The 24,271-nt window shown below is 42.3% G+C and carries 27 protein-coding genes; 3 read left to right on the top strand and 24 right to left on the bottom strand.

The genetic code is table 11. The features are described from left to right. Positions 1-225: 225 nt before the first annotated feature. Both E0F88_RS14490 and E0F88_RS35040 read right to left on the bottom strand, forming a co-directional pair. Positions 226-435 carry a hypothetical protein gene (locus E0F88_RS14490; protein WP_131958991.1) on the bottom strand — a complete coding sequence of 70 codons (210 nt, stop codon included), beginning with the start codon at positions 433-435 and terminating at the stop codon, positions 226-228. 86 nt (positions 436-521) lie between these two features. Beyond that, entirely contained in the window at positions 522-722 is a 201-nt protein-coding gene (locus E0F88_RS35040) for a YdeI/OmpD-associated family protein (protein ID WP_510185873.1), read from the bottom strand. A gap of 39 nt (positions 723-761) precedes the next feature. Here E0F88_RS35040 and E0F88_RS14495 point away from each other — a divergent pair, with 39 nt between their 5' ends. Next, positions 762-1,298, top strand: a complete 537-nt coding sequence (locus tag E0F88_RS14495; RefSeq protein ID WP_165940069.1) for a TlpA family protein disulfide reductase — start codon at positions 762-764, stop codon at positions 1,296-1,298. A gap of 355 nt (positions 1,299-1,653) precedes the next feature. Here E0F88_RS14495 and E0F88_RS14500 read toward each other — a convergent pair whose 3' ends face one another. The 21 genes from E0F88_RS14500 to E0F88_RS14600 form a co-directional block, all read right to left on the bottom strand. Next, positions 1,654-2,154 carry a DUF6265 family protein gene (locus tag E0F88_RS14500; protein WP_131958993.1) on the bottom strand — a complete coding sequence of 167 codons (501 nt, stop codon included), beginning with the start codon at positions 2,152-2,154 and terminating at the stop codon, positions 1,654-1,656. A 247-nt stretch (positions 2,155-2,401) separates the two neighbouring features. After that, entirely contained in the window at positions 2,402-2,599 is a 198-nt protein-coding gene (locus tag E0F88_RS14505) for a hypothetical protein (RefSeq protein ID WP_131958994.1), read from the bottom strand. Between the two features lie 234 nt (positions 2,600-2,833). Beyond that, the gene (locus E0F88_RS14510; RefSeq protein ID WP_131958995.1) at positions 2,834-3,823 is read right to left on the bottom strand and encodes an SMP-30/gluconolactonase/LRE family protein; all 990 of its coding nucleotides are present in this window, start codon (positions 3,821-3,823) and stop codon (positions 2,834-2,836) included. A gap of 81 nt (positions 3,824-3,904) precedes the next feature. Next, positions 3,905-4,087 carry a hypothetical protein gene (locus E0F88_RS14515; RefSeq protein ID WP_131958996.1) on the bottom strand — a complete coding sequence of 61 codons (183 nt, stop codon included), beginning with the start codon at positions 4,085-4,087 and terminating at the stop codon, positions 3,905-3,907. Positions 4,088-4,721: 634 nt separating this feature from the next. Beyond that, entirely contained in the window at positions 4,722-5,288 is a 567-nt protein-coding gene (locus tag E0F88_RS14520; protein WP_131958997.1) for a DUF4256 domain-containing protein, read from the bottom strand. 52 nt (positions 5,289-5,340) lie between these two features. Then, on the bottom strand, positions 5,341-5,802 hold the full coding sequence (locus E0F88_RS14525; protein WP_131958998.1) for an SRPBCC domain-containing protein: 462 nt from the start codon (positions 5,800-5,802) through the stop codon (positions 5,341-5,343). A 47-nt stretch (positions 5,803-5,849) separates the two neighbouring features. Continuing rightward, entirely contained in the window at positions 5,850-6,428 is a 579-nt protein-coding gene (locus E0F88_RS14530; protein WP_131958999.1) for a YdeI/OmpD-associated family protein, read from the bottom strand. Between the two features lie 55 nt (positions 6,429-6,483). Then, positions 6,484-6,870, bottom strand: coding sequence for a DoxX family protein (locus E0F88_RS14535; protein ID WP_131959000.1), 387 nt, complete (start codon positions 6,868-6,870; stop codon positions 6,484-6,486). 6 nt (positions 6,871-6,876) lie between these two features. After that, positions 6,877-7,344, bottom strand: a complete 468-nt coding sequence (locus tag E0F88_RS14540; RefSeq protein ID WP_131959001.1) for an SRPBCC family protein — start codon at positions 7,342-7,344, stop codon at positions 6,877-6,879. Between the two features lie 6 nt (positions 7,345-7,350). Beyond that, complete coding sequence (locus E0F88_RS14545) at positions 7,351-7,674, bottom strand: ArsR/SmtB family transcription factor (protein WP_131959002.1); 324 nt, start codon at positions 7,672-7,674, stop codon at positions 7,351-7,353. Between the two features lie 198 nt (positions 7,675-7,872). Next, positions 7,873-8,610: a hypothetical protein gene (locus E0F88_RS14550; RefSeq protein ID WP_131959003.1), complete on the bottom strand. Its 738-nt coding sequence runs from the start codon at positions 8,608-8,610 to the stop codon at positions 7,873-7,875. A 574-nt stretch (positions 8,611-9,184) separates the two neighbouring features. Further along, positions 9,185-9,571, bottom strand: coding sequence for a hypothetical protein (locus tag E0F88_RS14555; protein WP_131959004.1), 387 nt, complete (start codon positions 9,569-9,571; stop codon positions 9,185-9,187). Between the two features lie 246 nt (positions 9,572-9,817). Next, entirely contained in the window at positions 9,818-10,246 is a 429-nt protein-coding gene (locus E0F88_RS14560; RefSeq protein WP_131959005.1) for a hypothetical protein, read from the bottom strand. 9 nt (positions 10,247-10,255) lie between these two features. Then, positions 10,256-10,471: a hypothetical protein gene (locus E0F88_RS14565; RefSeq protein ID WP_131959006.1), complete on the bottom strand. Its 216-nt coding sequence runs from the start codon at positions 10,469-10,471 to the stop codon at positions 10,256-10,258. Between the two features lie 285 nt (positions 10,472-10,756). Next, complete coding sequence (locus E0F88_RS14570) at positions 10,757-11,131, bottom strand: hypothetical protein (RefSeq protein ID WP_131959007.1); 375 nt, start codon at positions 11,129-11,131, stop codon at positions 10,757-10,759. 310 nt (positions 11,132-11,441) lie between these two features. Then, on the bottom strand, positions 11,442-12,842 hold the full coding sequence (locus E0F88_RS34665) for a T9SS type A sorting domain-containing protein (RefSeq protein ID WP_131959008.1): 1,401 nt from the start codon (positions 12,840-12,842) through the stop codon (positions 11,442-11,444). Between the two features lie 76 nt (positions 12,843-12,918). Further along, a complete protein-coding gene (locus tag E0F88_RS14580; RefSeq protein ID WP_131959009.1) occupies positions 12,919-13,980 on the bottom strand; it encodes a T9SS type A sorting domain-containing protein in 1,062 nt (353 codons plus the stop codon). A gap of 15 nt (positions 13,981-13,995) precedes the next feature. Then, positions 13,996-15,252, bottom strand: coding sequence for a hypothetical protein (locus tag E0F88_RS14585; protein WP_131959010.1), 1,257 nt, complete (start codon positions 15,250-15,252; stop codon positions 13,996-13,998). A gap of 265 nt (positions 15,253-15,517) precedes the next feature. Further along, complete coding sequence (locus E0F88_RS14590) at positions 15,518-16,219, bottom strand: hypothetical protein (protein WP_131959011.1); 702 nt, start codon at positions 16,217-16,219, stop codon at positions 15,518-15,520. Between the two features lie 221 nt (positions 16,220-16,440). Beyond that, entirely contained in the window at positions 16,441-17,196 is a 756-nt protein-coding gene (locus E0F88_RS14595) for a hypothetical protein (protein ID WP_131959012.1), read from the bottom strand. Positions 17,197-17,349: 153 nt separating this feature from the next. Then, complete coding sequence (locus E0F88_RS14600) at positions 17,350-18,162, bottom strand: phage tail-like protein (protein WP_131959013.1); 813 nt, start codon at positions 18,160-18,162, stop codon at positions 17,350-17,352. A 986-nt stretch (positions 18,163-19,148) separates the two neighbouring features. Here E0F88_RS14600 and E0F88_RS14605 point away from each other — a divergent pair. Then, positions 19,149-19,796, top strand: a complete 648-nt coding sequence (locus tag E0F88_RS14605; protein WP_131959014.1) for a response regulator — start codon at positions 19,149-19,151, stop codon at positions 19,794-19,796. A gap of 309 nt (positions 19,797-20,105) precedes the next feature. Then, positions 20,106-20,732, top strand: a complete 627-nt coding sequence (locus E0F88_RS14610) for a response regulator transcription factor (protein ID WP_131959015.1) — start codon at positions 20,106-20,108, stop codon at positions 20,730-20,732. 102 nt (positions 20,733-20,834) lie between these two features. Here the strand turns inward: E0F88_RS14610 and E0F88_RS14615 are convergent, their stop codons facing one another. After that, complete coding sequence (locus E0F88_RS14615) at positions 20,835-24,011, bottom strand: sensor histidine kinase (RefSeq protein ID WP_131959016.1); 3,177 nt, start codon at positions 24,009-24,011, stop codon at positions 20,835-20,837. Between the last annotated feature and the right edge of the window lie 260 nt (positions 24,012-24,271).

A 24,271-nucleotide genomic window follows, 5' to 3' on the forward strand; every position in this document is an offset into this window, starting at 1 on the left:
GATGTTCGATATGAACCATCACCTCAGAAGCAACTGATTTACCTATATAATCAGTTACTCTATATACTTGACTTTCAGATATATTAATTCCTAGAAAAGCGTTTAGCAAATCATTTGATTTTGAGTAGACGTCGCTAACACCAGCCAAAGCCATCAGATTTTGAAGATAGGGGCTTATAAAAAAACCATTACACTTCGCTTCAAAACGATGATTTTTTGACAACTCTATTTTTCCGAACCGGGTTTGACAACCGTTTTTTTTCGTTTATCTTTTGAAAGAGGCTTATCCAAACTAGCTTSCATCACCTGGGCTCCTAGCTCCGTCCATACCTTCACGAAACCTTCTTCAAATGCATAGAAGGTCCGTTTTGACTGTAAGTCAGCCAGTTTATCGTATTGTTCGTTAGCTAAGGCAAGAAATTCTTCGCGCGTCATGTCAGTAAAAATCCATTATTTTTACTTAAAAGCGAATCTAAACTAGTTAATACTTGAGGTTATAGGCCTTTTTTATCACGAAACAGTCAAAACGAAGTTTTGAAATGCACCCTTTTTGACCAGACACCCTTGGGTTTTCTGGGACTAAAAACTTGCATAAATCGTCCTTCATCAATGGGTTTGGCCAAGCTGTTTATCCAACCAAAGCAAAGTGCTTCTTCTACCGCCTCATTCACTGTAACAGTCGGTACGTTCGCAAACAAAAAAAGGCAGACTTGGTAAGCCAATATATTTTAGCTCATACAGGCAGTTATTTATCACTCTTTTTGCTCCAATCAAATAAAGATCGTTTGGGGATCAGCAGCAGCAAAACTTTATTCAACGCACTGTCGCCCGAACTGAAAAGTTCAATCGAAGGAATAGGTTTGAATAAAGAACTGGAAAGGGATGAGGCAAATGCAATCGGAAAAAACATTAAAACGACAATCATTCCGAACACAGCGGGCAAAGCAACACGTATTCCAAGTCAGACCAAACAATACAGCCTGATCAATTTTTGGGCATCCTGGTGTGGGCCGTGCCGGACGGAGCATAAAGAATTGGTCAAGCTATACAACACCATTGACCATAATCAGGTCGAATTTATCAGCGTCTCCATTGACGATAATAAATCGGCATGGCTGGCGGCGATTGAAAAAGATGGACTCTTTTGGCCTCAGGTTTCTGATTTAAAAGGATCAAAAGGACCGACTGCGCGGCAATTTGGCATTTCAGCAGTTCCTTATTTACTTCTCGTGGACAAAACCGGCGAAATCAAAGCCGTTGACCTTATTACGGCAAAAAAAATTATTATCTCGAACTAAGTGTAATAAGTAATGTTACAAAAAACTCGATTTAAAACGAACCTGAGTGAATCTAATCTTTTTCTTTACCTAAAAAATATACGATATTTCTTAGGACTAATAAAAGCTAATTGTCCGCCCTCGTTAATTGGATTCGGTAGATTTCGTATTGATGAAGAACTATATGAGTATTTATCCAAGATAACAGACAACTTATCAGACTTGAAAAGCGCTTTTTAGCAGCAAGAAAAATATATTTATTAAGAAATAATACCGCCAGATTAAAAATCAGAAAGGATGCTATTGACTTATTAAGCTGGCAAATAACGTACTAAAATTGCTGCACGAATTTGACTACAGCGTTCTATTTGTGACTTTACTTGATTCGTTTGAAATCAAAAAGTGGTTTGTAAACCCAGGAGCCGTTTTCTGGTTTGCCGACTGAAATGACAAACTGGTCATTTGTTTTTTTCTCGTATAAAATCCTGACAGGCTCTCCATCCTTTTCATACAATACCCTTCCTGCCTTCGACTCCAGACAAACATGACGAACCGGCTTGTCCAAAGGCTCCTGGCCAATTAGTCCCGGGCTGAAATGTTTTACAAGTGATACCGTTCCTTTTTCGGTTTGCTCATATACCAGCAGTTCGTACAAATTCGGTTTTCCCGCAGTTATAATCCGGAAGAAGCCTGTAAGATTATCTTTTTGGCCACGTAACCAGCTTGCCTCAATTGAGCGACCTTCCGGTGTTGCGATCCATTGCCCTTCGGTAAAATTGAGATCGGAAATAACCCCCGCCTTCGGAACCGTGGTTTGTCCGATAGCTGCGCCCGCAAATGAGAAAGCTAAAAATAAAACAGAAAACAAACTTTTCATGATTGAGCTTTTAGAGGTACAAATTGTTCAGCTTTCATAAAAAGCTGTTTTCAAAATATTTTACTTACTTCGTCAGGTTTGTCTCATTCCTGACGGTAGGGTTGGAAGGAAATCCGACTTTATCCATTTTGAATAATATATAAATCACCGGGTTATGCAAGCTGGTTAGAGTAGTCATTTTCGATACTAAATCTGAAATACAACACCTGTTGACTGAACAGAAGAATTTTTTTTAGCTGACAAGCAACTACCAGGTCCAAAACTTCTGATTTTTGAAGAAACCGAAGGCTGTCAGAACCTGCATTAAAATACTTGTTACAAGTACGGCCCTAACCAAAACAAAAAGCAGTTTATAATCCGGCTCAATTTCTAACAAAATCAGGAAATAGTAGAGTAAAATGTTTGAGGACGTCAGGGCGACGAATGTAAAAATCTTAGCTATCATTTTGGTTAAATTTTCATTTACAAAAATAACAGATCTTTTTTACTCTCATTTCTTACAAGCATCAAAATTATTTAAAGGTATAAACTGCTTTTGCACAAATACGAGAGAACTATCGGATCTTCCAAGGCGTAAGTTATGCCAAACAAAGGACATCCAACAGCTAACGTTGAAAATCTGTACGTAGCTGTTGGATGCTAATTATTGGCTTCTTATCAAAGATTGGAATCTGAATTTCTATCGGAACCGTTGAATACTGAAATCTTTTGCGGCGCCAATTGCACCGATTCGGGCATTAAGTGTATAAATCTGGTTGTTCACTGCCACGCTTGTAGTAGCACCTGTATAAACTCCTTCATCAATTTTAACAACCGAGGCCGTTTGCCAGTTGTCGGTACTTCTCACTTGTGCTACCCTTGTGCCACTACCCGTTACCACATAAAGGTCATTATTCAGAAGCGTCAGTCCGTCGCCGGGAAGTGTACCGGTACCTGTTATTTCTGAAACGGAATTATTGTTCTTAAGGTTTACCTTAAATAGTTTGCCTTGTCCTGTATTGGCCACGATGAGGTAACCATCAGGATGGTACAGAATACCGTTCAGACCAAAATTAGGACTGGAAAAATTAACATTGTCTCTGACCAGTACGCTTGCCATCCCGTCCGGATTGACTTTATAGATTACCGGAGAAAAAGAATCCGTAACATAGGCAGTCCCATCCGGTGCTAGGGTGACGTCATTGGCAAAATTTCGCTCTGCTGCCGGTATTAGTTCGTCCAATACGGTACGGCGCAACAATTGCTTTGTGTTGAGATCAAAAACCAGCAGCTCGGCAGTCTGAAGAGAGTCCGCTTTTACGCTTTTTACTGAAAGTCCTCGATCACTGTTGCATACAAAAATGCGGCTGCCCGCCACCTTCATACCGATGCCGCTTACAAGTTCCGGCGCATTTATCAAGTCTTCATACCGGCCATCAGGGCCGACAGTACCAATTTTTCCTAACGGAATGGAAGTAATAAGGAATTTGGATAACTGAGACGAATAAGCAATGCCCTCCGGATATTGGCGATCGGCTATGAAATTGATACGCTCCGGGAAATTTGCGTTCGGAGAATCACGATGATCTTCGCAGGAGCTGAGTCCTATGATGGAAATTAACAGAAGAGCTTGCACGAAATGAAATTGCTTCAAAATCAACAACTTACTGAGCAGATTTTTTTGTTTCATGATTATATTTTGTTAGATGATACCACAGCCGTTCCCGGATCCTATTCGAATGGAACGGATTAACGTGATCACGCATAACAACTATACCAGAATCAGTTTCAGGAACAAAGTGCTCTTCCTTAAAGGAACTTTATGCCTGTTGCACGTTTGGCGAATTCCCAAAGTTTGGAGCGTTTTGCTCATTTTCGCGGCTTCACTCATTTCGGCACGAGCCGGATAACCACGGAGCTCATTCTCTCCGTCCGGACCATAGTATCCGCCCACCAGAAGCCCTTATTTTTGTTGCAGCTTCCGCTGATGTGGCAGCATTTCTGGAAGTAATGTTACATGTGCGCCTGTTTTGAATAGGGCAAGTGCAGTCCGATGCCGCTGTTGGCATCCGTCATGATTGCCACTTTTCAGCTTTGGTCCGGGATGTTATTTGTTGTCCACATAACTGATTTGTTTTTTTATGCAAATCTCCGGGAAATCGGATCCGATATGTTACGTGAATGAAACCAAAAAAGACAACAATCAATCAATAGAAGAGCGTCGAAATTGTTTGGGCATCAAATTCGTGTTACGTTTAAAAAAGGCAGAAAAGTGATTGCTTCTTTAAAACCCAGGCTCCACGCATTTTCAATAACTTCAAAACTTTGATCGGCATAATGGATGCGACTGTGCCCGTTGACAAGGCTTACTTTAAAATAAGACCGGCGTGAAAAGCTCACGGGTTTGTCGTCTGTAGTCGATAAATCTTCTACTTTGATCAGATTAAAATGCCCGCTTTCTTTTTTCGTCTTGATTTTTTTGTAACTTTTTTTGTCAAGAAAAAAAGTCAGTTATCTGTGTCAGATTCTTGCTCCACCTGTGCGGGATACAGTTTACAAGCCCTAATTTGTCATTACCAACCAATCTTCTAAACCCTTAAAGCTCCGCGAAATCCCCGGGCAGCATAATAGGAATCGGCACCGTTGTGATAGATGAAGACCCTGTCAAAGCGGCGGTCACCAAAAATTGCACCTCCCAGTTTTCTGACATCGGAAGGAGTTTTTAACCAACTCGACGTTTTTAAATCGAACTTCCCAAGTTGCTGAAGTTCCTGATATTCCTCTTCGTTTAAAAGCTCGATCCCCATTTCAGCCGCCAGGTCCATAGCCGTGTTTTCCGGTTTATTCGCTTTTCTGGATTCCCAGGCGGCACGGTCGTAACACAGACTTCTCCTTTCTTTTGGCGTTTCTGCCGAACAATCATAAAAGATATATTCGCCTGTTTTTTGATCAAAACCAACAACATCGGGTTCGCCGCCGGTGATTTCCATTTCATCAAGTGCCCACAGTTTTTCAGGATTAGCTTCCAGCTTTTCCTGTACCTTATCCCAATCAATACCTTCATGAAGATTCCTGTTTTTCTCAAAACGTGTTTTAAGTAGGCTGAGTAGTTCTTCGGTTTGTTCCGGGGATAGTTGTTTTTTTATGTTTGTCATGCTGTTTCGACCTTGCGTTGCTATTAATGAATGGTTTTCAAAATGAGCCGGTTTACTTCAAATCCGAATTATCAGGAAGTTGCATTAAATATCTTTGAAGTTTCTCCATATTCTGTTTTTGTCCTTCGTCTGCCTTATGCGCTTTTACTATAACCTCATACAACTCAGCAGTATCAAACAGCAGCGACCAGTCGATCATCGTTTTTTTATCTGTTGATTCAAATAGAACCGTTGTAAAAAAATGCGGGTTAAAATGTTCAAACACAATCTTCTTAAAAGGAATAATTTCACGGAAAATACTTCTGTTTGGAAAGTTTTGTCCATCTGGTCCATGCATGGTCAGCTTCCATTCACCACCTTCCTGAAAGTCCATCGTATGAATTGTGTTAGTAAATCCGACGGGTCCCCACCAGTTTGCAATATGCTTTGAGTTAGTCCAGACCTCCCACGTCAGGTCAATCGGGGCGCTAAATGTTTGCGTGGTACGTAGTTCCCGGGTTTCTGTTTTTTCCATCGTCCTTTTGATATTTTACTTTTCTGTGGGAGATTGTTTAACATTTACTAATCATCCAACCCCTTGCCTATGAAAATCTTTTCCAAACTTTTTTCAATCCTTGCTTCCCGTGTTTTGGATTGTTTCGGTTGGGAAAAGTAAAGGAAATATGCTCTTTGTCTGCCAGGCGTTAACGTTTCGAAGGCGGCTTTCAGGGCAGGTGTTTGTTCTAATTTAGCTTGAAATTCCTCGCAAACTTTAAATTCATCCGTTTTTTTAAGAACTACTTCCAAACCAGCTTTTTCAACTTCAATGGCTTCATAGATACAGGATTGAAGGATTGCTTCCATTTCAGTGATTTCCTGAGCACTTGTAAACCGGATCTGACGTGCTGCCTGCACATTCTCTGTCTGCTGTATTAAAATCCCGTTTTCATTACTTAGCAAAGCACCTTTAAAAAACAAAAGTGCGCAGTATTCTTTAAAGGTATGTATCAATACGATGTTGGCTTTCTGAAATGTGTAGGAAGGGCAGCCCCATTTCAATTCTTCCGTAAGTCCGCAGTCCAGAACGATGGTTCTTAAACGTGTTACTTCTTCCTGCCATTTCTTTGCTTTGTTAAAATAGAAATCAACTTTTGGATTCATGTACGGATTAATTGAAACTTAAATGGCATTACCAACTAATATCTGAAAATCGTTTTTAAAACCTCTGAGCTGAATCTGTTTTTCTGCTATCCGGCCTAAAATACCAGGATATAACGGTCAAAATTATCAATAATACAGGACCGAAGAATTCTTTGCCTTCGTCCCCGGCAGCCCGATGAGAAAATACTGCACCGGACATGGCGAAAAAAAAACCGGCATAAGCCCATTCTTTTATCAAGGGAAACTTTGGGATGAGAACCGCTATCACGCCTAAGATTTTCCAAACTCCAATGATCGTCAGAAAATAGAGCGGATAGCCTAGATGGGTCATCATTTTCACCTCTTCGTCCATTTTAATCAATTGAACAATGCCGGTTGAAAGCATTCCAAGAGAAAGCCAGGCAGTTGCAATCCAGTAGATAATTTTGTTTCTTTTTGTCATGATCCGTTATTTGAGTTTGTTCACGATTTCCTGCAGGCGGTTATGAGCCAAGTTGATACCCTGAGCAAAAGGCAATTTCAATATCTGATCCCTGGCTTCGACTGATTTATATACAATATGCATTGTAAGTTTACTTGTATCGTCTGCCAGTTTCTCAAATTCCAGAAATTCAAGCTGAACAGGAAATGGGGTATTTTCCATTTCAAACGTCCGCGTAATTTTCTTATTCGGGATAAATTCAGGAATTGTCCCGTTAGCTCTGAACACTACGTTTCCATGGGGATCGGATGTTTCAAATGCATAACTGCCATGTTTTTTATTTTCAAGTTTCAAAACCTTGGTTCCCATCCATTGCGCAACAATTTCAGGATCTTCGTAAGCCTTGAAAAGTAATTCCAGAGGTAAATCAAACTCTCTGGTAATCACTATTTCCTGCTTGCCATCTTCCGCATGTACCTTTGTTTTTCGTTCCATATTGGCTTATCTCCCGGGTTTGTAATTTTTCATGAGCGCTTCCAGTTTGTTAAACCTGTCGTCCCACATGTTGCGGAAAGGTTCGATGAAATCCGCGACTTCTTTCATTTTTTTTGCATTGATATGATAGTAGATCTCCCGGCCATTCTGTGCCTGTTCAAGCAACTCACACTCGGTTAGTATCTGAAGATGCTTTGAAACCGTTGGCCTTGCCGTATCAAAGTTTGAAGCTATAGCCCCGGCTGTCATGGACTGGGAGGCGACCAATATCAGTATCGCTCTTCTTGTCGGATCGGCTATGGCCTGAAATACATCCCGTCTTAAATTCATTGCGTAGTTATTTGGCTACAAATATATGTGTAGTTATTTAACTACGCAAGTGGCTGCGATTTTTTTTTTCGGCTGTTAGCTGTGCATCTGTTTTATGGATAGAATTGATCGTGTCGGGATGCCGGCAGTTTTACCGTCCCGTACCTGACTTCCTGCATTTCACCGGTTTTGATTTTATTCAATTAAGGTCAAGGTCTGCTATTTTATACCGGACATAATCCTGGTTCTTAAAACGGCGGATGCCTCGTTGAGGTGAACCAAAAATTTCGCTTCATAGTCTTTGAAACTTGCGTCATCCCTTAAAATATGTAGTTTTTCCAAAACCTCGATTTTATTCCAGGCACTTTGCGGGATGTCTTCTCTTTTAATTTGCGGATTCAAACCGGAAGCCTGCGAAGCAATGAGCGCCTTTTTACCTTCTTCATCAATTTCCTGTAGCACTGAAATGAATTTATAATTGTCCCGGTATTCTGCCAGCAATTCTTTTGTAAAATTATTCATCGCTGCGATACTCGGTCTTAGCTGTTCTCCCAACTTCGGAAATTTCAGGTTTAATGCACGTTTTATATTATGAAGGATTACCACGCCACCAATTAATTCCTGCATTTGTTCATTATACGTTTTTGCGGTACGATGTGCCTCAATCAGTAATCTGGCCTTTTCTACTTTGTCATAAACACGCTTAAAATCAGAGAGAACATTTTGATAAAAGGTCAGTTCTTCCTTCTGTTTTTGCTTTTTGTCATCTCTGTCTTTAATTATTCCCTGAACAACGCCGGCAATTAGTGTGGCAAACATAAACGAAAGTGCACTCTTTCCTAAATCAATCAGCAATTCCTGATTAGGCTGGCCGTTTCCCCAGGTAAAGATGATTATTGCTAGCCACACGCCAAATCCGGCGATCGCAATTTTAATAATGGCAGGTAATGTTTTCATGTTCTTCCGAATTTTGGTTTATACTACTGTTAACTCCGGTGATTTATGCTGAAGTGATGTGAGGCCATCGATTCGTTTTGAATCACAGTTTATCCACCAAAACACGAGATAGCGTATTGTCATCTCCCGGTTTCCGTCAGATACTGTGGCAGCAAATATAACTTCGAAGTTTTCCTGTTAACACCAAAACTGGTAGCTCAGATAGCGTACTCAGGAATCGGCAGGTGGGTTGAGTGTTGCTAAAATAGGTAAATTATCTTAGGAGTGTCAAGCTGAAAAAGCGAAACTTATTTTACGGTAATTCTCTGGCAAACAGACATCTGAGGCTAAGCTTCCGCCGCCGACCAAATCCCCGCCGCAGAAAAAACCGAATGTGCACTGCGCCGGTCGCGCAATTGCGTTTAAAGTTTGTTCGGTCCGACTGTCGTAACGGGGTCAGCAAAAGCAGCATCCATGTGGCGAGGCGGGGATCGGGTAAAACTTCCTATTGACAGCGCGGATGAAACTCTGGGGGGGAGATTCTTTGCGGAGACTTTTTTGTTCAGTTTGCCTCAGTCAACGGAGAAACTCAGTTTCACCTCGAACCAAAACCAGTAAGCCATGCAAGCAAATGATTTAAAGCCTCGTCAAGGCGCAGGATATGATATGCCATAAAACAGCCAAGTAAAAACATAAAGATCGTTATACCCAGAGTGCGCGTTCGAATTTTTAGTTTTTCGTCTTTATTAAAAAGAAAAGCAAGGTTTATTGCACCAAAGACCCATGCTACCAATAACCAGAGTATTCCCGCAATCGTCTTTAAAAACGGATATCCTAAAAACCAAGGGAAAATAATTAATAGGGCAAAGCACACAGTCATTAGAACTGACAAAAATGTTACATGCTTTAAACCTTCCTGACTATTTTCAGGACGTTCATATCTTATATTAAAGTCTATAACCTTACTGTACGGAATAATCATGAAATCTCCCGGTATACCTTTGAACTGCTATTCACTATCCGAGTATCTGCGGGCCGCCGTAAGTATTATAGCTTCTAGTTCTCCATTCGTGGTAAGCTTATATTGTGACAGAATTCCGCTTACCATTTTTGGGCGCGGATCACCGGTGTCAATAAGGACATCAGCAGAAGTTGAAATAATTTTTTTTCTGCTTCCTTTGAATCTTTTGTTTCTAAAATTTCTCCTGAAAATTAGTAATGCCAGTCATTAGAATATCGGAAAGTGTTGAATCTGATATCTATTCTTAAAGCTCTGACCAATCGGTATCCAACCGATCCAACCTCCAACCAGGGCAGACATACCTATTGAGGCAATCACATAACCAAGTACCATCCAGAGATTATACTTTTCAAAATCACGGGGTAATTTGTTGGATGATAGATCGGAATAAGCTACAACCAGATATTCTTTGATGTCAAGGAGGGTAAAATCGAAATACTGGCTATACACCAGATAGGTGATAACCTGAACAATAAATCCCCAAAATATGCTGGTGATCAGCCTATCAGCAAAATCTCCGGCACCGAATCTTTTAGCAAAAACTCCGGAGAAGTAAAATCTTTTAGCAAAAACACCGGGAACAATAATGAGAACGACAAACAGAACCGGTATGATTGACAGACCAGGGATTTCCATTAGTTTATTTTAAGAAACCAGTGTAAGTTTTTTGCCATTATGAAGGGTTATGGTTTCTCTTTTACTACCGTTTCGCATGTTGTCGATAGCATCTAAATAACTCTTTTTGTCATCAGGATCAGAAAGAACTTCCTTTACTTCCGAACTGATAAGGTCATTTTCTGATGGAAGATAAGTTTCAAACACAACCTTCGCCGCATGATATATTTCCTGTAAGATGCTCATATTAAGTCGTATCTATGCGTTTTTGCCGATGCGTATACAAATGTAACAATTCAAATGTAATTTCAATTCAATTGTCTGAAGTGTTTGGTTAACGCTTATTTCCACCGGTACTATTACTTTTAGGGATATAAACCGTGTCTAAATAAGCGACTAAAACGAATTCAGGTAAAAGCAATTTTTTACTTCTATGTTCAGGGAAAATGATATTCCCGAAGGAATGTGGGATCCTGTTTTCCGGACAAGCGTAAATCCAATGCCCTGACTTCAACCTATCCACACGCAGCTTCACGCCGCTGCGTCAACTTCTCTTGCGTAGACAATTCTGTCAAGCACTTCGGGGACGGCGGGCAGTTCCGAAACATGAAAGTTTAAGCCTTTCAATATGTTTTTGAGTAAGGAGAAGCTTTCAGGGAATTCGGAGGTGATGATCATTGGAAGTCCGTCAGCATTTTTTTTGATGTAATTCAAAAAATCTATCATTTCCATAGTTGGTTCCTGAATGTTGACTAGAAAAACATCAAAGCCCGACTCTCCGTTACCAAAAAGACGCTTTCCAAATACTTCACTGATTTTGGTAACATATTCAACCTCAAAGTTCATTCCGCATATTTCTCCGGAGACTGTCCCAGGTAACTGATCATATAGAAGAAGCTTTTTCATTTTATGTATAGAGGAGGGTAAAGTGTTGTCAGATGTTGTTGTTTTAAGATACTGATAGGTAGTGGTATACGGGTTTGGCTGTTACTTTGTAATGATTGGTAAAAGTATCATTTTGTCAAATCACCTTATGTAGACCAATCCCGGAATCGTCGTAGAATATTATCGGTTTTTTGGTATGCTGTAAACACAAACCCGCAAAACGTGTGAACCTTCGCGGGCTTGTGATAAAAATAATAGTGTGTGTGCAAACCCTAAAAACAATCTTCCGGATATCCCCGAAAGTTGTCCGGACTACTGTTAACTCAACTTTCTACTTTCCAACTACTATCTTCTGGGAAGACGTAAGTCCGTTTGCCCGGTTGATGCGAACCAAGTAAATACCTGAGGTAAGACTTCGGACGCTAATTTCGCCTGTAGAGGTTTTGCCCGATTCGTGAACTGTTCTTCCGTTCATGTCAATGATTGAAACTTTTGTCACCTGGCTGTAATCCCTGATTTTCAATACATCTGAAACGGGGTTCGGATAAACTGACAAGTCGGCATCCAGCCCCTCAAATTTTACGCTGCGAACACCACTGTGAGCAAAGGTTTCATCTCTGTCGATCATTTTCAGACGATAAAGGTTTTCGCCATTTGCCGGATTTTCATCTGAGTAGGAATAATACCTTTTTATTATACCTTCTCCGTGAGAAGCTATCGTGCCAATCTTGCCCCAGTCTTTTCCATTCAGGCTGCGTTCTATTTCAAAACGGTCGCTGTTGCTTTCTTCGGTTGTTGCCCAGCTAAGCTGTGCAGTTTTGCCTTCCTTCGCTGCAACAAAACGAGACAATGTTACCGGTAAGGCACCAACAGTTACGGTAATGGTCGCCTGGTTAGATGTCTGTCCATTTGTATCCGTTACCGTGTACATGATCGGTGTTACTGTGCCGCTGACAAAAGCCGGATCCGGATCAAATGTTATCGTCCCGTCAGGGTTCACGGTGTAAACACCTTCGCCGGGAACTGTTACCGATGTCACCGGATTCCCCGTCAAAGGGTCGATCAGTTTTACGGATGCAGGATCAAGCGGTGCACCACCAGGGGTATCGTTGGTCAGTACGCTGATGTTGACATTCGTGTCATGTCCTGTGCTCGTGGCGTCTGGTGTGGCAACGGGCGGCACCGGATCCACATTTACGCCTGCGCTGAGGCCGTCGTTGCCGTTTGTAGAATTGGTGATAGGGGGTGTACTGGTTGTGCTGAAAGCCAGAGTTGTAAGCGCAATGGTTGTTCCTGGTGTAGGAGCGTTACCGGTTACGTCCACAGTAAATTTGGCTGCCACAACGCTGGGTGGAATCGTGGCGTTATTTACGCCTACCAGTGTACGTGTTGCCGGATTATATAACCAGTTGTAAAGGGAAGACTGAGTGCCTCCCACTGTTACGCCGGCGAGAGGCGAATATTCAGCAGGAAAAACAATGGTAACGGTGATACTACCGGCCACGTTACCCGCTGCAGCGGTACAGGTAGGTTGCTGCCCGACACCAAAATTAAATTCCAGCTGGGCTGTCTGCCCTACCAGAATCGTAGCGACGTTGGCCACTACAGCCGTGTTTTTATACGAAGCCCCTGTAAATTTGGGATCGCACTGTGCATAGGTTTTGTTGGTCAATCCTGTCAGCATTAACATGCCCAGGACAAAAGTTGAGAATTTGAGATACACCTTTAACATTATTTATCTGGTTTAATTGTTGCATGTTTTGAGCCTGCGGCAGCGGATCTCCGCATGCCGCAGGCTGTCGGGGCCATTACTTGTTGATCACTATTCTCTGGGTAGAGACAGTACCATCCAGCCTGGTGATATGCACCACATATGCGCCGCTTTTTAAACTCTTCACATTTAGTTCACCATTTGGCTTGCTACCGGACTGAAACACCGACCGACCGCCCATATCGTAGATCACCACCTGGCTCACCTTTGCGAAGTCTCTCAGGAAGAGCTTGTCAACAACCGGATTGGGATACACGGAAAGGTCTGCTACCAGCCCCTCAAACTTCACGCTGCGTATCCGGCTGTAAGCGAAAGTGTCATCTTTATCCACTATCCGCAGACGATACAGATTATCTCCGCTTTCAGGATTTCTGTCGGTAAACGCGTAGCTTTTCAAAACTTTACTTTCGCCGGCCGACTGCACCAGACCGATCTTCCTCCACATGTTGCCATTCAGGCTGCGTTCGATTTCAAACCGATCGCTATTACTTTCCTCGGTTGTTTCCCAGCTCAGATTGGCCACCGCGCCTTCTTTCCCGGCCATGAAACTGGAAAGGGTAACGGGTAACGGAGCATCCACGTTGATCCCCGCCACCTGGGTATCGTTGCCTGTGGTAGTGTTGGTGATCGGTGGATTGTTATCTGAGAAATAGTTGATCGTTCCCAACGGCGCCAGCGTGCCGGCAGTGATCGCCGTACCTACTACATTCACCGTAAAGTTGGCATTCGGGCCTACCGGGATCGGTGCATTGCTGGTACCGATGAGCACTTTACTTGCAGGATCGTAAAACCAGTCAAAAAGCGATGCCATCGGGCCGCTAACTACATTTGCAGAGGTAGGTGCATAATTGTTGGTAAACGAAAGCACAAGCGTAATGTTACCTGGGGTGTTGTAAGAGGCCGCGTTGCAGGCTGCACTGGTCCCTACACCAAAAGTGAAATTAAGTTGCCCTGTCTGTCCTACCAGGATTGTTGGCACGCCGCCTACCACACTTGTGCCCGTGTAAGTTGGGTTCGCCCCGAAGTTGGGATCGCACTGTGCAATCACCGCTGCATGCATTCCTGACAGCAGCAGGATAAGTATTACTATTTTTTTCATATCCACTTTGTTTTATTAAGGAATGATTGAGAAAACTTTCACCGTCACGTTGTTGTTATCGTTGTCGTCACCCGTTTGGGGCGTTATACCGCCTGTCTGGTTGATGATCGTTGCCGTGATGATACCCGTACTGGAAATAGTCCCGGTTGCTTTCACTTTGTAGCCGAGGTTTACGGTGGAACCTGCGGCAATGATTGTTCCGGGTTTGGAGATATACTCGATCGTTCCACCGTAGTCTGTAATGTTCCACTGCCCGTTGGTCACCGTCAGTCCGCCGGAAGTAGCAGCAGCCGGGTCGGATGTCAGAAGGAAACCACTTCCCAATTCCAGATATACCGTTACCAGTCCGGTGGTCGGGTTGGGTTTTAGATTTGAAAGGCGCAAAACCCCTTCAACTTCCTGGTTCAGTGTAAGCGCGGAGACAAACGGCCTTGGCAAAGTAGGTGTCAGATCAATCGTTCCCACGGAGGCAAAAGTATAGGCCGTGTACGTATTCGGTACGATGGAAGCAGTTGAGGTAATGGAACCTGTCTGGTTGATATCACTCGGCCCCCCCAAAACAGAAGTGGCGTCTATTGCAGATGCAAGCGCTTCCCATTTGCTTGTTGCCGGATTCCAGCCTACGATCGTCAGCTTTCCAGGCGTGCCTCCTGTAAGGGTGCTGATGTTACTTCCGGCATCCCATGTCAAAGTAATGGGGGTTGCCGTAGCACCGTCAATATCCCAGTACTCTATTGTGCTTACCGTACCGACGCCAGCTCCTACGCTCGTAGTAGCAAAAGGCCCGCCGGCAGGAAGGACCGGATAGCTACCACCTGTAAACAGGTTGCTGGTTATAGCCGTAGTAGCGTCCGTATGAAAATACGCCCCGCTGGTACCATCCGCAGAAGCTGCGAACTGTCCTGCAAAACCATTGTCACCGGTTGGGAAAATGAACTGCCCTGTGCCGTACTTACGTACATACCCATCAACATAGCTGACATCTGTTACCCCGGAAGCCGTAAGGTTATTTCCAGAATAGTTGAGATAACTCATCGATGCCGTGGCACGCTCGGTAAGGATCACACCTGGCTGAGTACCACCCGCAGGTGCCGCAAAATCATGGTTGCCAAAAAAGGTCATTTGTGCACCGCCGAAAATGGTGGTATTGCCCTGGCTGCCTTCCTGTGCACGGGCGTGAAAAGCGAGTGCAAAAAGTCCTGTAAGGATCAGCGCCGTGCTGACCTGCGTCCAGTTTCTGTTTCGTAAACCGGTTTTGTATGTTTGTTTCATTGGAATGTTTTTTAATGTTGTGTGTTTGATTGATTAAATAAAAGTGACTCGAAAATCTTTTCAAATCGGGTTACAGCTGCTTCGCAATGAGCTTGTTAGCCTGGGCTATGGACTAGACTTTTGTTCGGTTAATATCGGTCTAAGACCGCTTGGGCTTTTCAGGTTTGTGAAGACACAGACCATGGATTAGGGTCTTTTGATAAACAGACCGTGGATTAAGAGCGGTTTGAGGATTTAGATTAACTGGGTAATTTGTTAAGCTTCATTATTTAGAAACCATCGACCCGCTGAAATTAAAGTGAAAAAATGTAATGCTTTGAGCTGGCTGAAGCGATGGAAGCAGTTTTACCTTCACCACATCTCCTGCGGTAAGAGCGAGTATAGTTCCACCGGCTCCACCGATACCGGCACCTGATGCACAGTTACCTATTCCGAACGAATAGACTGTCGAACCATTTACTTCAAGTTGGATATATACACCCTGAACAATAGCTTGGTTCAAGGTTCCGAAAATACAATTGAACTGATATACGCCGGTGCCATTCGTTGGAATCGTCAATGCGTTAGTCGTCAGATCTAAATTATTCCCTTTATCATAAACCTTTGCGCTGAAATCCACATAAGCAGTGGTTCCCGCTGAGATAATCTGAGTTGCAGAATTTACGTTGAACAATACTGGGCTATTCTGAGAGCCTACTGGCTGCCAACTTGCTGCACCATTGACATCAGAAGTAAGAAGCTTGCCATCACCCTCTGTTCCATCAGCGATGGTCACCTGTCCGGTCGTTTTACTGATACTCGTTTTCCTTCCTGCCGTAGAAGCTTCCACTTCCAGATTGTTAGCAGCATTAATCGTCGTTGGATTTGTTCCAATCTTCACCTGAGCAAAAAGGGAAGAGCTGAAAATCATGGCAGCTGTGAATATAGTTCCGGCCAGCACTTTACTTAGTACTTGTTTTGTTTTCATTGTGTTTGATTTTTCTGTTTGAAATCTTTTCATGAAGTTTATCAGCCCATTGAGTTAAGGAGTTATATCCGGCTTTTCCAAACGGATGTCCATATTAGCATCCGTCACCTTATCTCATTAATTGATTGATTGCATAGAGCATGTTTGGAATTTTTTATTTTTCCAGTCCGGCTCCGGAAAGGTCTATGAAGGCACAGACCGCGGTTGAGAATTTAAACTGACTATTCTGACACACTAATGATTACACTGGATTTAGTTAGATCTCCACATACACCTGGATTAGAATATGCACCAATTCCTAGCCAGGATGCTGCGCTGGGGTTTTTCCAGGGACCTGCGTAAACACTTACATTGTATGAGCCGACTGCTAGATTTTTTAGTACATTTTTAAAGTTTATCAGACCGGAAGAGCAGACCGTTCCACTTTCAGTTGCAAACAAAGGTCCCTTAACAGAATTGTATCCGCCTGGTCCGGTTATGCTTACCCAATAAGCCCATGTTACAGGCTGTGTGTTGTTAGATACCGAATAGCTGCCACTTACCTCTATAACCACATCGTTAACTGATTCAGTTGTTGTAAAAGTCCCTGTTAAATTGAGTGAAGTCGCACAATTGATTGAGTTGCAATAACCTGTGGTCGATACAGGAAGAAAAACACCAACGCCCGTACCTTGTTCAAAAATATTTGTACTGGTAATTTTTCTAGGCTGCCAGCTAGCTCCGCCATTCGCATCTGACGTAAGGATCTTTCTGTTTCCCTGCGTCCCATCAGCAATGGTAACCTGTCCGGTAGTTTTATCTACACTCACTTTACGCCCTGCCGTAGAAGCTTCTACCTCCAAATTTTTGGTCGCGTCAATCGTAGTAGGATTCGTTCCAATCTTGACCTGCGCAAAGGCAGTCGAAGAGCCCAGTACCATAGCCGCAGCGATCATAATCGCGCCCATTGTTTTGTATATGAATTGATTTTTTTTCATTGTGTTTTTGGATTAAATTTTGTGTGTTTTGATATTGTTATGGTCGGTTATTAGTCTTCCGTAACTTTTTTGATACCAATTTTTTAAGTTGTGGTACTTTTGAGTCTGTGAAGACATGCAGCACGGATTAGAAACTACGCCTCAATTAATTCATCATGGAAGAGTTATTACCAATACATTATTGCGGGCGTAATATCCAAGGGGACCACTTCCTGCGGGGAAAAAGTAATTGATTTTGTATGTTGTAGTTACAGTCGGAGAAACTATGAATTCACAAAACCCTCCTGGCATCGTTGTTTGGGACGGATCATTGAAAACACAAGTGGTCCAGCCTTTGCTTCCAACATTTGTATTTGAAGTCATATCAAACCAAGATGTTCCTGTATAAGTTTGACCAGTAGGACCGGGAGATACATCACCGATTTTATAAATAAGTTTATAAGTCCTTCCAGGTTTTAATGTGACAGTAGATGCGGTATATGTAATGCTTCCAGATGGTGAGTTATAAGACAGGATGTTTTCCGCGAATGGAGGATTAACATCTGATGTAGATCTAGCAGCGGCAGCTTCAGCTTGTAGCCACTCCGTTTTTTGAACAATTGCATTTTTGGAAACCCATCCGAATCCATCCCAGTAGTACTCACCACTACCGTAGGAAGTATAGAGTTGACCATTGGAGGCAGTTCCTGATACCATTGCAGAATTAGAATTGAAAACTGCCATACCGGGCGAAGTAGCGGCCGATCCTGAACCCGCCACCGGAGCAAAGACAATTGTACTTGTTAGGGCTACTTGTGGCATTCGTAACCCCTTCGTAGTACTTTCAATTTCAAGTGCTGATCCGACTGCAATTGAGGTTGGATTATCTCCAATCTTCACCTGGGCAAAAAGCGTAGATGAGCAAAATAAAGCCGTTGCAAAAATCCCGGCTTTGAGGGAGTTACGTAAGCGTTGGTTTGTTTTCATTTGTGTGTAGATAAAAAATGTTTAAAAAGGTTCAAAAAGTTTGGTTGTTTGATGTGAGGCTGCCTGGCAGCCGTGAGGTATCCGCCCGCTTCGGGTTATACCTGTGTGAGAGGAGGTAATCTTGTGTGTTTTCTGTGTTTGTTTTATATGGTCGTTTCAGGTGTGTTTCCTTCATTTCATTTGTTAGTGCCCTGTTTTAAAGACTCTCCCGTAGGAGAGCCCTTTTATAATGTGTATAGTGTATTGTTTTTCAGCTCAGGCAGTAAAAAAATCCGAAATTCAGGTATCAGGTAGACGGTTTATAAATCATTAGGTAACAGAAGCTTAATGAAAAAAAATAGAAATTTTTCTATGTAATACTATTTCCTGATTCTACGGCAAAAGCATATCTACCGGTTTGTTTAAATCTATTTTAAAGGCCTCTCATAATACTTCTACATACTGTCTGCGACAAACATCCTGTCGCTGTTTTAGCACTTATTTTGTTACTTTGTCAACACTTTTGCCAGCCACCGGACGGGCCTCCGGATATCAGGTTGTTAATCCATAACCGCTGGTTCAGCTGCTTTAATTTAATCATCGCTTTTATATAACGAATGTAGATATACGTATACGCGAAATTGCCGGCTTTCAAACGAAAGCGTCTAGTTGGTACCGGCGGATAGTAAAGTTATGGAGTGGCCTTGTGCAGTTGTTGGTGATACAAAGGCGGGAGATAATAGATGTAGTTGTTTTTCATAGTTCTTCGGGTTGTGGTTGTATATGTTGTTTTTCAGCCTTGCTAAGTTCCGGGTTTAAATTTTAGCTGTCAGGCTATTGTTGGCTATGGCACAAATATAAAGTATATAAAATTGAGAATTTATAGTACTACTGCATGACGTTTATAGAAATGTTTCTAACGAGAAGTGGGCAAAATCGAAGTAATTTTGAATGTATCATAAAGTGAATAGAAATAACTTGCACCCTCTAAATCAATACAATAACTCATGACGCAACACGGACACATACTGATGATCGAGGACCACGAAATCGTGGTCTCGGCGGTTAAAACGATTTTGAAAACCTATTATCCCAAAACCATCCTGCACGCAGCAGGAAACTTTCAGAAAGGGCTTAGACTACTGGAAACCGGGCCAGCCGTGGACGCCGTAATTCTGGATCTTGATATTCCCGGCGGCGATTCAACTAAAATGATCGGGGCACTGCGGCAAATGCAGCAGGACGTTCCAATCCTTATTTTTACGGGCCAGGATGAAGAGCGTTATGCACTTCGTTTCCTGTCTGCCGGTGCCAATGGTTTCCTCTCCAAAAATGCGCCGCTCGAAGAATGCGTAACCGCGCTGCAGGCGGTGGTTAACCATGGAAAGTATGTAAGCAAGTCGGTTCAGCAGATCATCACCAACAATTTCTTCGACAGACGTATATCCCCGAAGGAAACCAAGGACCACACGGAGCTGTCGCACCGGGAAAACGAAATTCTCGCTCTCCTGCTTGAAGGTAAGTGGACGAAGGAAATTGCTACGGAACTTAAACTGAAACTTACAACCGTCAGTACGCACAAGGCCAGAATCTTTAAAAAGATGGATGTTTCGAATGTGATTGAGTTGTTTAAGAAGTCGAAGAAGGAGGAATAGCGCGAAGGGGCAGGGGATTGGGGAAATGGCAGGGAGAAAGAATGCATGATCAGAGTGAGCTAGTCGTAGTAATGTAGAAAGGTGTCTTGGAAGTTGTAGACTTTTATCGGGAATGAGATGGTTTTCTCCTAGGATGCCAGTTCTTTTTTTGTATTTAGGCGTGCTTGGGAGATCAATTAGGCGGTTTTTACTTAATTTCCTGTTTGTTATTATTTTAGCTGGGCCGCTGCTTTTGCGGACTGTGGTTGTATTATGTTTTTTGCCGGCATAAAATTTTAAATTTGTCTGGTAAACACAATACTCAAAGTTATGAACGTATTAATTATTGAAGATCATCCTTTGATCAGGAAGGGTGTGAAAATGACAATCAGTGAAATCGACAAGGATGCGGAAGTCATGCAGGCGGGTGATTTTATGGAGGGATTGTCTTTACTGGAAGAATTTGAAACGGATGTGGTCATACTGGATATCGATATTCCGGGTGGGGAAGGAATCAGGATGATCAATCGGATCCGCGAAAAACAGGAGGATGTCAGGATTCTGGTTCATTCCGGTCATGATGAAAAGTTATATGCGCTGCCTTATATGCAATCCGGCGCAGATGGCTTTCTGTCGAAAACAGCCTCTCATGACGATTTTGTACTTGCCTGGAAAACAATTATAAGCAGGCAAAAATATGTCAGCGACAAGATACAGGAGATTCTGCTGGCCAATGTAGGAAATACCGACCGTAAAGTGGAAGATCCGGAAATGTGTTTGTCCTCCCGGGAACTGCATGTGATGCGCTTGCTTGGGGAAGGAAAAAGCAACAAGGAAATAGCCATAACACTCCAGTTAAAGGAAAATACGATCAGTACCTACAAAAAACGCATTTATACCAAACTAAACGTAAACGACGACCGGAGTCTAATGAAGAAGATTGAATTGTATGGGTGAGGGACTAGGGAAGAAGGAAGGGGGGGGGAAGGGGTAGTTTATCATTGAGAAGTTAAGGCTTATTAAGACTTAGTGTTTCTTAATTCCTTAATGGTGAGAAATTTACTGCTCTTTATCGAACAACAGATAAAAATTCGTCGTTTCTGTTTGTGTGACATTCAGGCGGACAGATATTAATTCCGAAATCTCTTTGATCAGGAATGAGCCGAGGCCTGCATCGGATTCGGGTTCTATTGTGCCTTCGTTATTATCACGGTTGAACATTTCCAGAAGGGTGGCGGAAAGGGGAAATCCGTTGTTTGAAAATACCAGATAAATACCCTCTTTGTCTTTTGTTACGTCCAGTTCAGACTGACTTCCAGCGCAGATCTGAATTGTACCTTCGCTGGTATACTTTATGGCGTTGTCGATCAGGTTATGGACTATGATCCCCAACATCTGCGCATCTGAATGTACATTCAGATCGTCCGGAATGCTGACTGAAATCCTGTTTTTGCCTAGTTCTGCAATGTTTTTAAATACGAGAAGTTTTGTTTCGACCAGGTTTTTAAGGTGAATCGGCTCGAATTTCATAGTTCTTCCGTAAACATAAGCTTTAATATAATCCAGCAGGTTTTTGATCAGAAGGCTCATATTTTGCGTCGAATCGGTGATCAGATCACCAATTTCGGCAACTTCGTCAAACTCTCCCTTTTTAATCAGTGTAGAGATCTGCCTGGATGTCCGGCCGATGTAATTTAAGGGCGACCGGATGTCGTGCGACATTGACGTAATGAGCCTCGACATAATCCGCAACTGCTTTTCCTGCTGATCCCGTGAGATCTGCAGGTCGCTGGTACGGCTTGCAATCTTGATTTCCAGCCGACGGTTCTCGTGTTTCACCTTATTTAACCTCCATCTTACATACAGATACAGACCCAAGATAACAAGCAATGTAAATATCAGTCGTGTCCACCAGGTTTCATGCCATAAAAGGGGTACAGAAATATGGATTTTCTTGATCGTTACATTATCCTTACCAAAACCATTCAGCTTTTTTAAATACAAGGTGTATTCGCCGGAACTGAGACTGGAAAAATAAATGCTGATGTCCTGGCTGTTAACCGGATTCCAGTCTGTCTTTTTATATTCTCCATCTTTAATAAGGGCATAGGATACATTGATATTGTCACTCGAACCAAAAAAAGGAATTGCAAAACGAAAGCGAACGTTTCTCGGAGTGAGTGGCAGCCTAACCGTATCAGTTAAGATCGGGAAAGAATGGTTGTTGTATTCCACCCGGTCCGCGAATATCTTACCTGACGGAAGCGTTCCGGAAGTTTCATCAGGAATAAACCAGACCAGGCCTTTGAGAGAAGGGAATGAAAGATATCCATTATCCAGTTGTAGTCCGCACGGCTGGCAGCCTCCGTTGAATTCATTGGTTAAAAAACCCTTTCTTTTATCAAAATAATGGTAGTATAAATCCGAATCCAGTGTCTCTAAAGCTCTCCCGGTAGCTTTTTCTGCTGCATAGTGAAGCAGGTCCTCTTTTTTGATCCGGAACAATCCCCTGTTGGCGGGGATCCAAAAAAAGCCGTTGAGGTCTTCGGTAATGCAGTGTGCCAAAGCGAGATAACGTTTTTTGTCAAGCGGAAATGTTACGATTCCGTGCTTACCATATAGCTGAATTCCCTTGTCGAGGGAAGTAATCCAGATCGCGTCCTGTCGGGCGACGTAGATGCTTCGAATAAATGTTCTTTCGGTTCCTTTTATAAACAAAGACGTTTTGCTAACAACATTTACCTCATACAAACCATGTTCTGTGCCAACCAGCAAAACGTTTTCGGTTTTGGATGTTATGAATGAAATGGCAGTAAGGTCTTTGCTTAGAAATAATTTTGGTCCCGTCTGTGCATTTAAAGGATCTATAAAATACAGTCCTTTATGTTTTAAACCGATCCATATCAGTCCATTTTTAGCAAGATAAATTTGCTTTAGCTCGTCTCCGACTTCCCATTTGTTTATCAGTTTCGTGCCCGACGAATTAAAGAGGTCAAGCCTTGCGCCGTTTTTTATCCAGATATTTCCCTGTACATCTGTTAAAATACCACGTTTGTCGTAAGCATGTTCTTTCTGCAGAGCAGGAAGATATTGGTATTCAGTCTGTTTTGTGTTTTCGTTTTGACCTAGAATAATTCCTCCGGAAGTAAGTACAGCATTCTTACCAAAGGCAGTCTGCGCGTAAAATACGTTTTCCATTTCTCCGCCAGGAGTAACCAAAGTTTTAAATGGCTGATTTTCGATTACAAATAATCCCTGCGTAATGCTTCCCAGGAATAGCTTTTTATTTGGACTGTTGTAATAAACAGAAAAAATATTGTGCGCTAAAAGGTCAAAGTCTCTGACAATCAGCATAGTATTCATGTGTCCGCCGTTCCCTTTCTCCAGAACATAGAGACATTTGTTCAGATATAGAAAGGTTTGATCATTCGTATTGTTCCAGTAAATTTCAACACCTTGTTTCGTGCCTTTGTAAGAGGCATTTTTTAGTATGTCGCCTTTTAATAGCAATTCAGTTGTCCGTGAAGTTTCAAACCGATGTATCTTGCCGTTTTCTGAGTAATGATAAAGCTGTTTGCCAATTAGAAAAAAGTTGAGAAAAGTGTTTGTTGCAAAAGGTATGGCCGGCGCTTTTATATTTTTGGAATACAGGGTTACTTTGTCCTTGTCGCATATATAGTAGGAACCGTGATCATCAATAAGCGGTACGGCATAATGTTGCTGGCTTGCGCCGTATTTTCTAAGGATAGTGGGAAGTCCGGAAGCTATAAAAGTATTTATGTGCCCTTCTTTAACATGAGGTTTCGACCAAAAACTGTTGAGGGCATACAGCGTGTCCTTAACAGCCCTGCCATTTTCAATCCGCAGAAACTCATTTTTCCCGAATGCAGTTCCCGCATATAGGGTTTCCCTTTCCTTACCGTTTATGGATCGCTGAACAGCATAAACTCTGCTGTCTTCAATGTTCAGATTAAATTTGTCGTATGTGTAAAAGTGATGTCCATCATACCGGACAAGGCCGTTTTCGGTTGCCAGCCAGACAAAGCCTTCCTGGTCAGCAGCGATACTTTTGACGCTGTTCTGAGGCAGTCCGTTTTCGTCGGTGTACTGTGTAAGTGTGTATCTTTCAATTATGCTTGTTTGGGCGTGAAGCTCAGCCGGCCTTGTGGTAAGGCAAACGACGAGAAAAAACAGAATTTTGTTTAGTACCGGAAAGTAACTTTCTTTCGATGTCATTTATGTAAAGGAGGTTCATCATGTTGAATAATTTAAGGGTGGACGTTGATACTTTTTAAGAGAAGTTTTTCTAAGGGTTCAATATAAGTCTATGCCATATATTTTGCAAAAATATCAATTTTTTTCTAGTTAACGGTTAGCAATATATAGTAAAAGAAATAACTTATAACGTTTGTGCTTCGGTTTTGAAAAATATTCGCTGAATGTTATTTGTTATGTAATCTATTCGTTTTAAGTATGTTACTAAATATTTTATTTTA

The sequence above is a fragment of the Dyadobacter psychrotolerans genome (assembly GCF_004349265.1).
GTDB classification, from domain to species: domain Bacteria; phylum Bacteroidota; class Bacteroidia; order Cytophagales; family Spirosomataceae; genus Dyadobacter; species Dyadobacter psychrotolerans.

Excerpts from the sequence above, each read along its gene's own strand:
- E0F88_RS14500 (WP_131958993.1), bottom strand. The coding sequence starts at position 2,154 with ATGAAAAGTTTGTTTTCTGTTTTATTTTTAGCTTTCTCATTTGCGGGC.
- E0F88_RS14505 (WP_131958994.1), bottom strand. The coding sequence starts at position 2,599 with ATGATAGCTAAGATTTTTACATTCGTCGCCCTGACGTCCTCAAACATT.
- E0F88_RS14510 (WP_131958995.1), bottom strand. The coding sequence starts at position 3,823 with ATGAAACAAAAAAATCTGCTCAGTAAGTTGTTGATTTTGAAGCAATTT.
- E0F88_RS14520 (WP_131958997.1), bottom strand. The coding sequence starts at position 5,288 with ATGACAAACATAAAAAAACAACTATCCCCGGAACAAACCGAAGAACTA.
- E0F88_RS14525 (WP_131958998.1), bottom strand. The coding sequence starts at position 5,802 with ATGGAAAAAACAGAAACCCGGGAACTACGTACCACGCAAACATTTAGC.
- E0F88_RS14530 (WP_131958999.1), bottom strand. The coding sequence starts at position 6,428 with ATGAATCCAAAAGTTGATTTCTATTTTAACAAAGCAAAGAAATGGCAG.
- E0F88_RS14535 (WP_131959000.1), bottom strand. The coding sequence starts at position 6,870 with ATGACAAAAAGAAACAAAATTATCTACTGGATTGCAACTGCCTGGCTT.
- E0F88_RS14540 (WP_131959001.1), bottom strand. The coding sequence starts at position 7,344 with ATGGAACGAAAAACAAAGGTACATGCGGAAGATGGCAAGCAGGAAATA.
- E0F88_RS14545 (WP_131959002.1), bottom strand. The coding sequence starts at position 7,674 with ATGAATTTAAGACGGGATGTATTTCAGGCCATAGCCGATCCGACAAGA.
- E0F88_RS14550 (WP_131959003.1), bottom strand. The coding sequence starts at position 8,610 with ATGAAAACATTACCTGCCATTATTAAAATTGCGATCGCCGGATTTGGC.
- E0F88_RS14555 (WP_131959004.1), bottom strand. The coding sequence starts at position 9,571 with ATGATTATTCCGTACAGTAAGGTTATAGACTTTAATATAAGATATGAA.
- E0F88_RS14560 (WP_131959005.1), bottom strand. The coding sequence starts at position 10,246 with ATGGAAATCCCTGGTCTGTCAATCATACCGGTTCTGTTTGTCGTTCTC.
- E0F88_RS14565 (WP_131959006.1), bottom strand. The coding sequence starts at position 10,471 with ATGAGCATCTTACAGGAAATATATCATGCGGCGAAGGTTGTGTTTGAA.
- E0F88_RS14570 (WP_131959007.1), bottom strand. The coding sequence starts at position 11,131 with ATGAAAAAGCTTCTTCTATATGATCAGTTACCTGGGACAGTCTCCGGA.
- E0F88_RS34665 (WP_131959008.1), bottom strand. The coding sequence starts at position 12,842 with ATGTTAAAGGTGTATCTCAAATTCTCAACTTTTGTCCTGGGCATGTTA.
- E0F88_RS14580 (WP_131959009.1), bottom strand. The coding sequence starts at position 13,980 with ATGAAAAAAATAGTAATACTTATCCTGCTGCTGTCAGGAATGCATGCA.
- E0F88_RS14585 (WP_131959010.1), bottom strand. The coding sequence starts at position 15,252 with ATGAAACAAACATACAAAACCGGTTTACGAAACAGAAACTGGACGCAG.
- E0F88_RS14590 (WP_131959011.1), bottom strand. The coding sequence starts at position 16,219 with ATGAAAACAAAACAAGTACTAAGTAAAGTGCTGGCCGGAACTATATTC.
- E0F88_RS14595 (WP_131959012.1), bottom strand. The coding sequence starts at position 17,196 with ATGAAAAAAAATCAATTCATATACAAAACAATGGGCGCGATTATGATC.
- E0F88_RS14600 (WP_131959013.1), bottom strand. The coding sequence starts at position 18,162 with ATGAAAACAAACCAACGCTTACGTAACTCCCTCAAAGCCGGGATTTTT.
- E0F88_RS14605 (WP_131959014.1), top strand. The coding sequence starts at position 19,149 with ATGACGCAACACGGACACATACTGATGATCGAGGACCACGAAATCGTG.
- E0F88_RS14610 (WP_131959015.1), top strand. The coding sequence starts at position 20,106 with ATGAACGTATTAATTATTGAAGATCATCCTTTGATCAGGAAGGGTGTG.
- E0F88_RS14615 (WP_131959016.1), bottom strand. The coding sequence starts at position 24,011 with ATGACATCGAAAGAAAGTTACTTTCCGGTACTAAACAAAATTCTGTTT.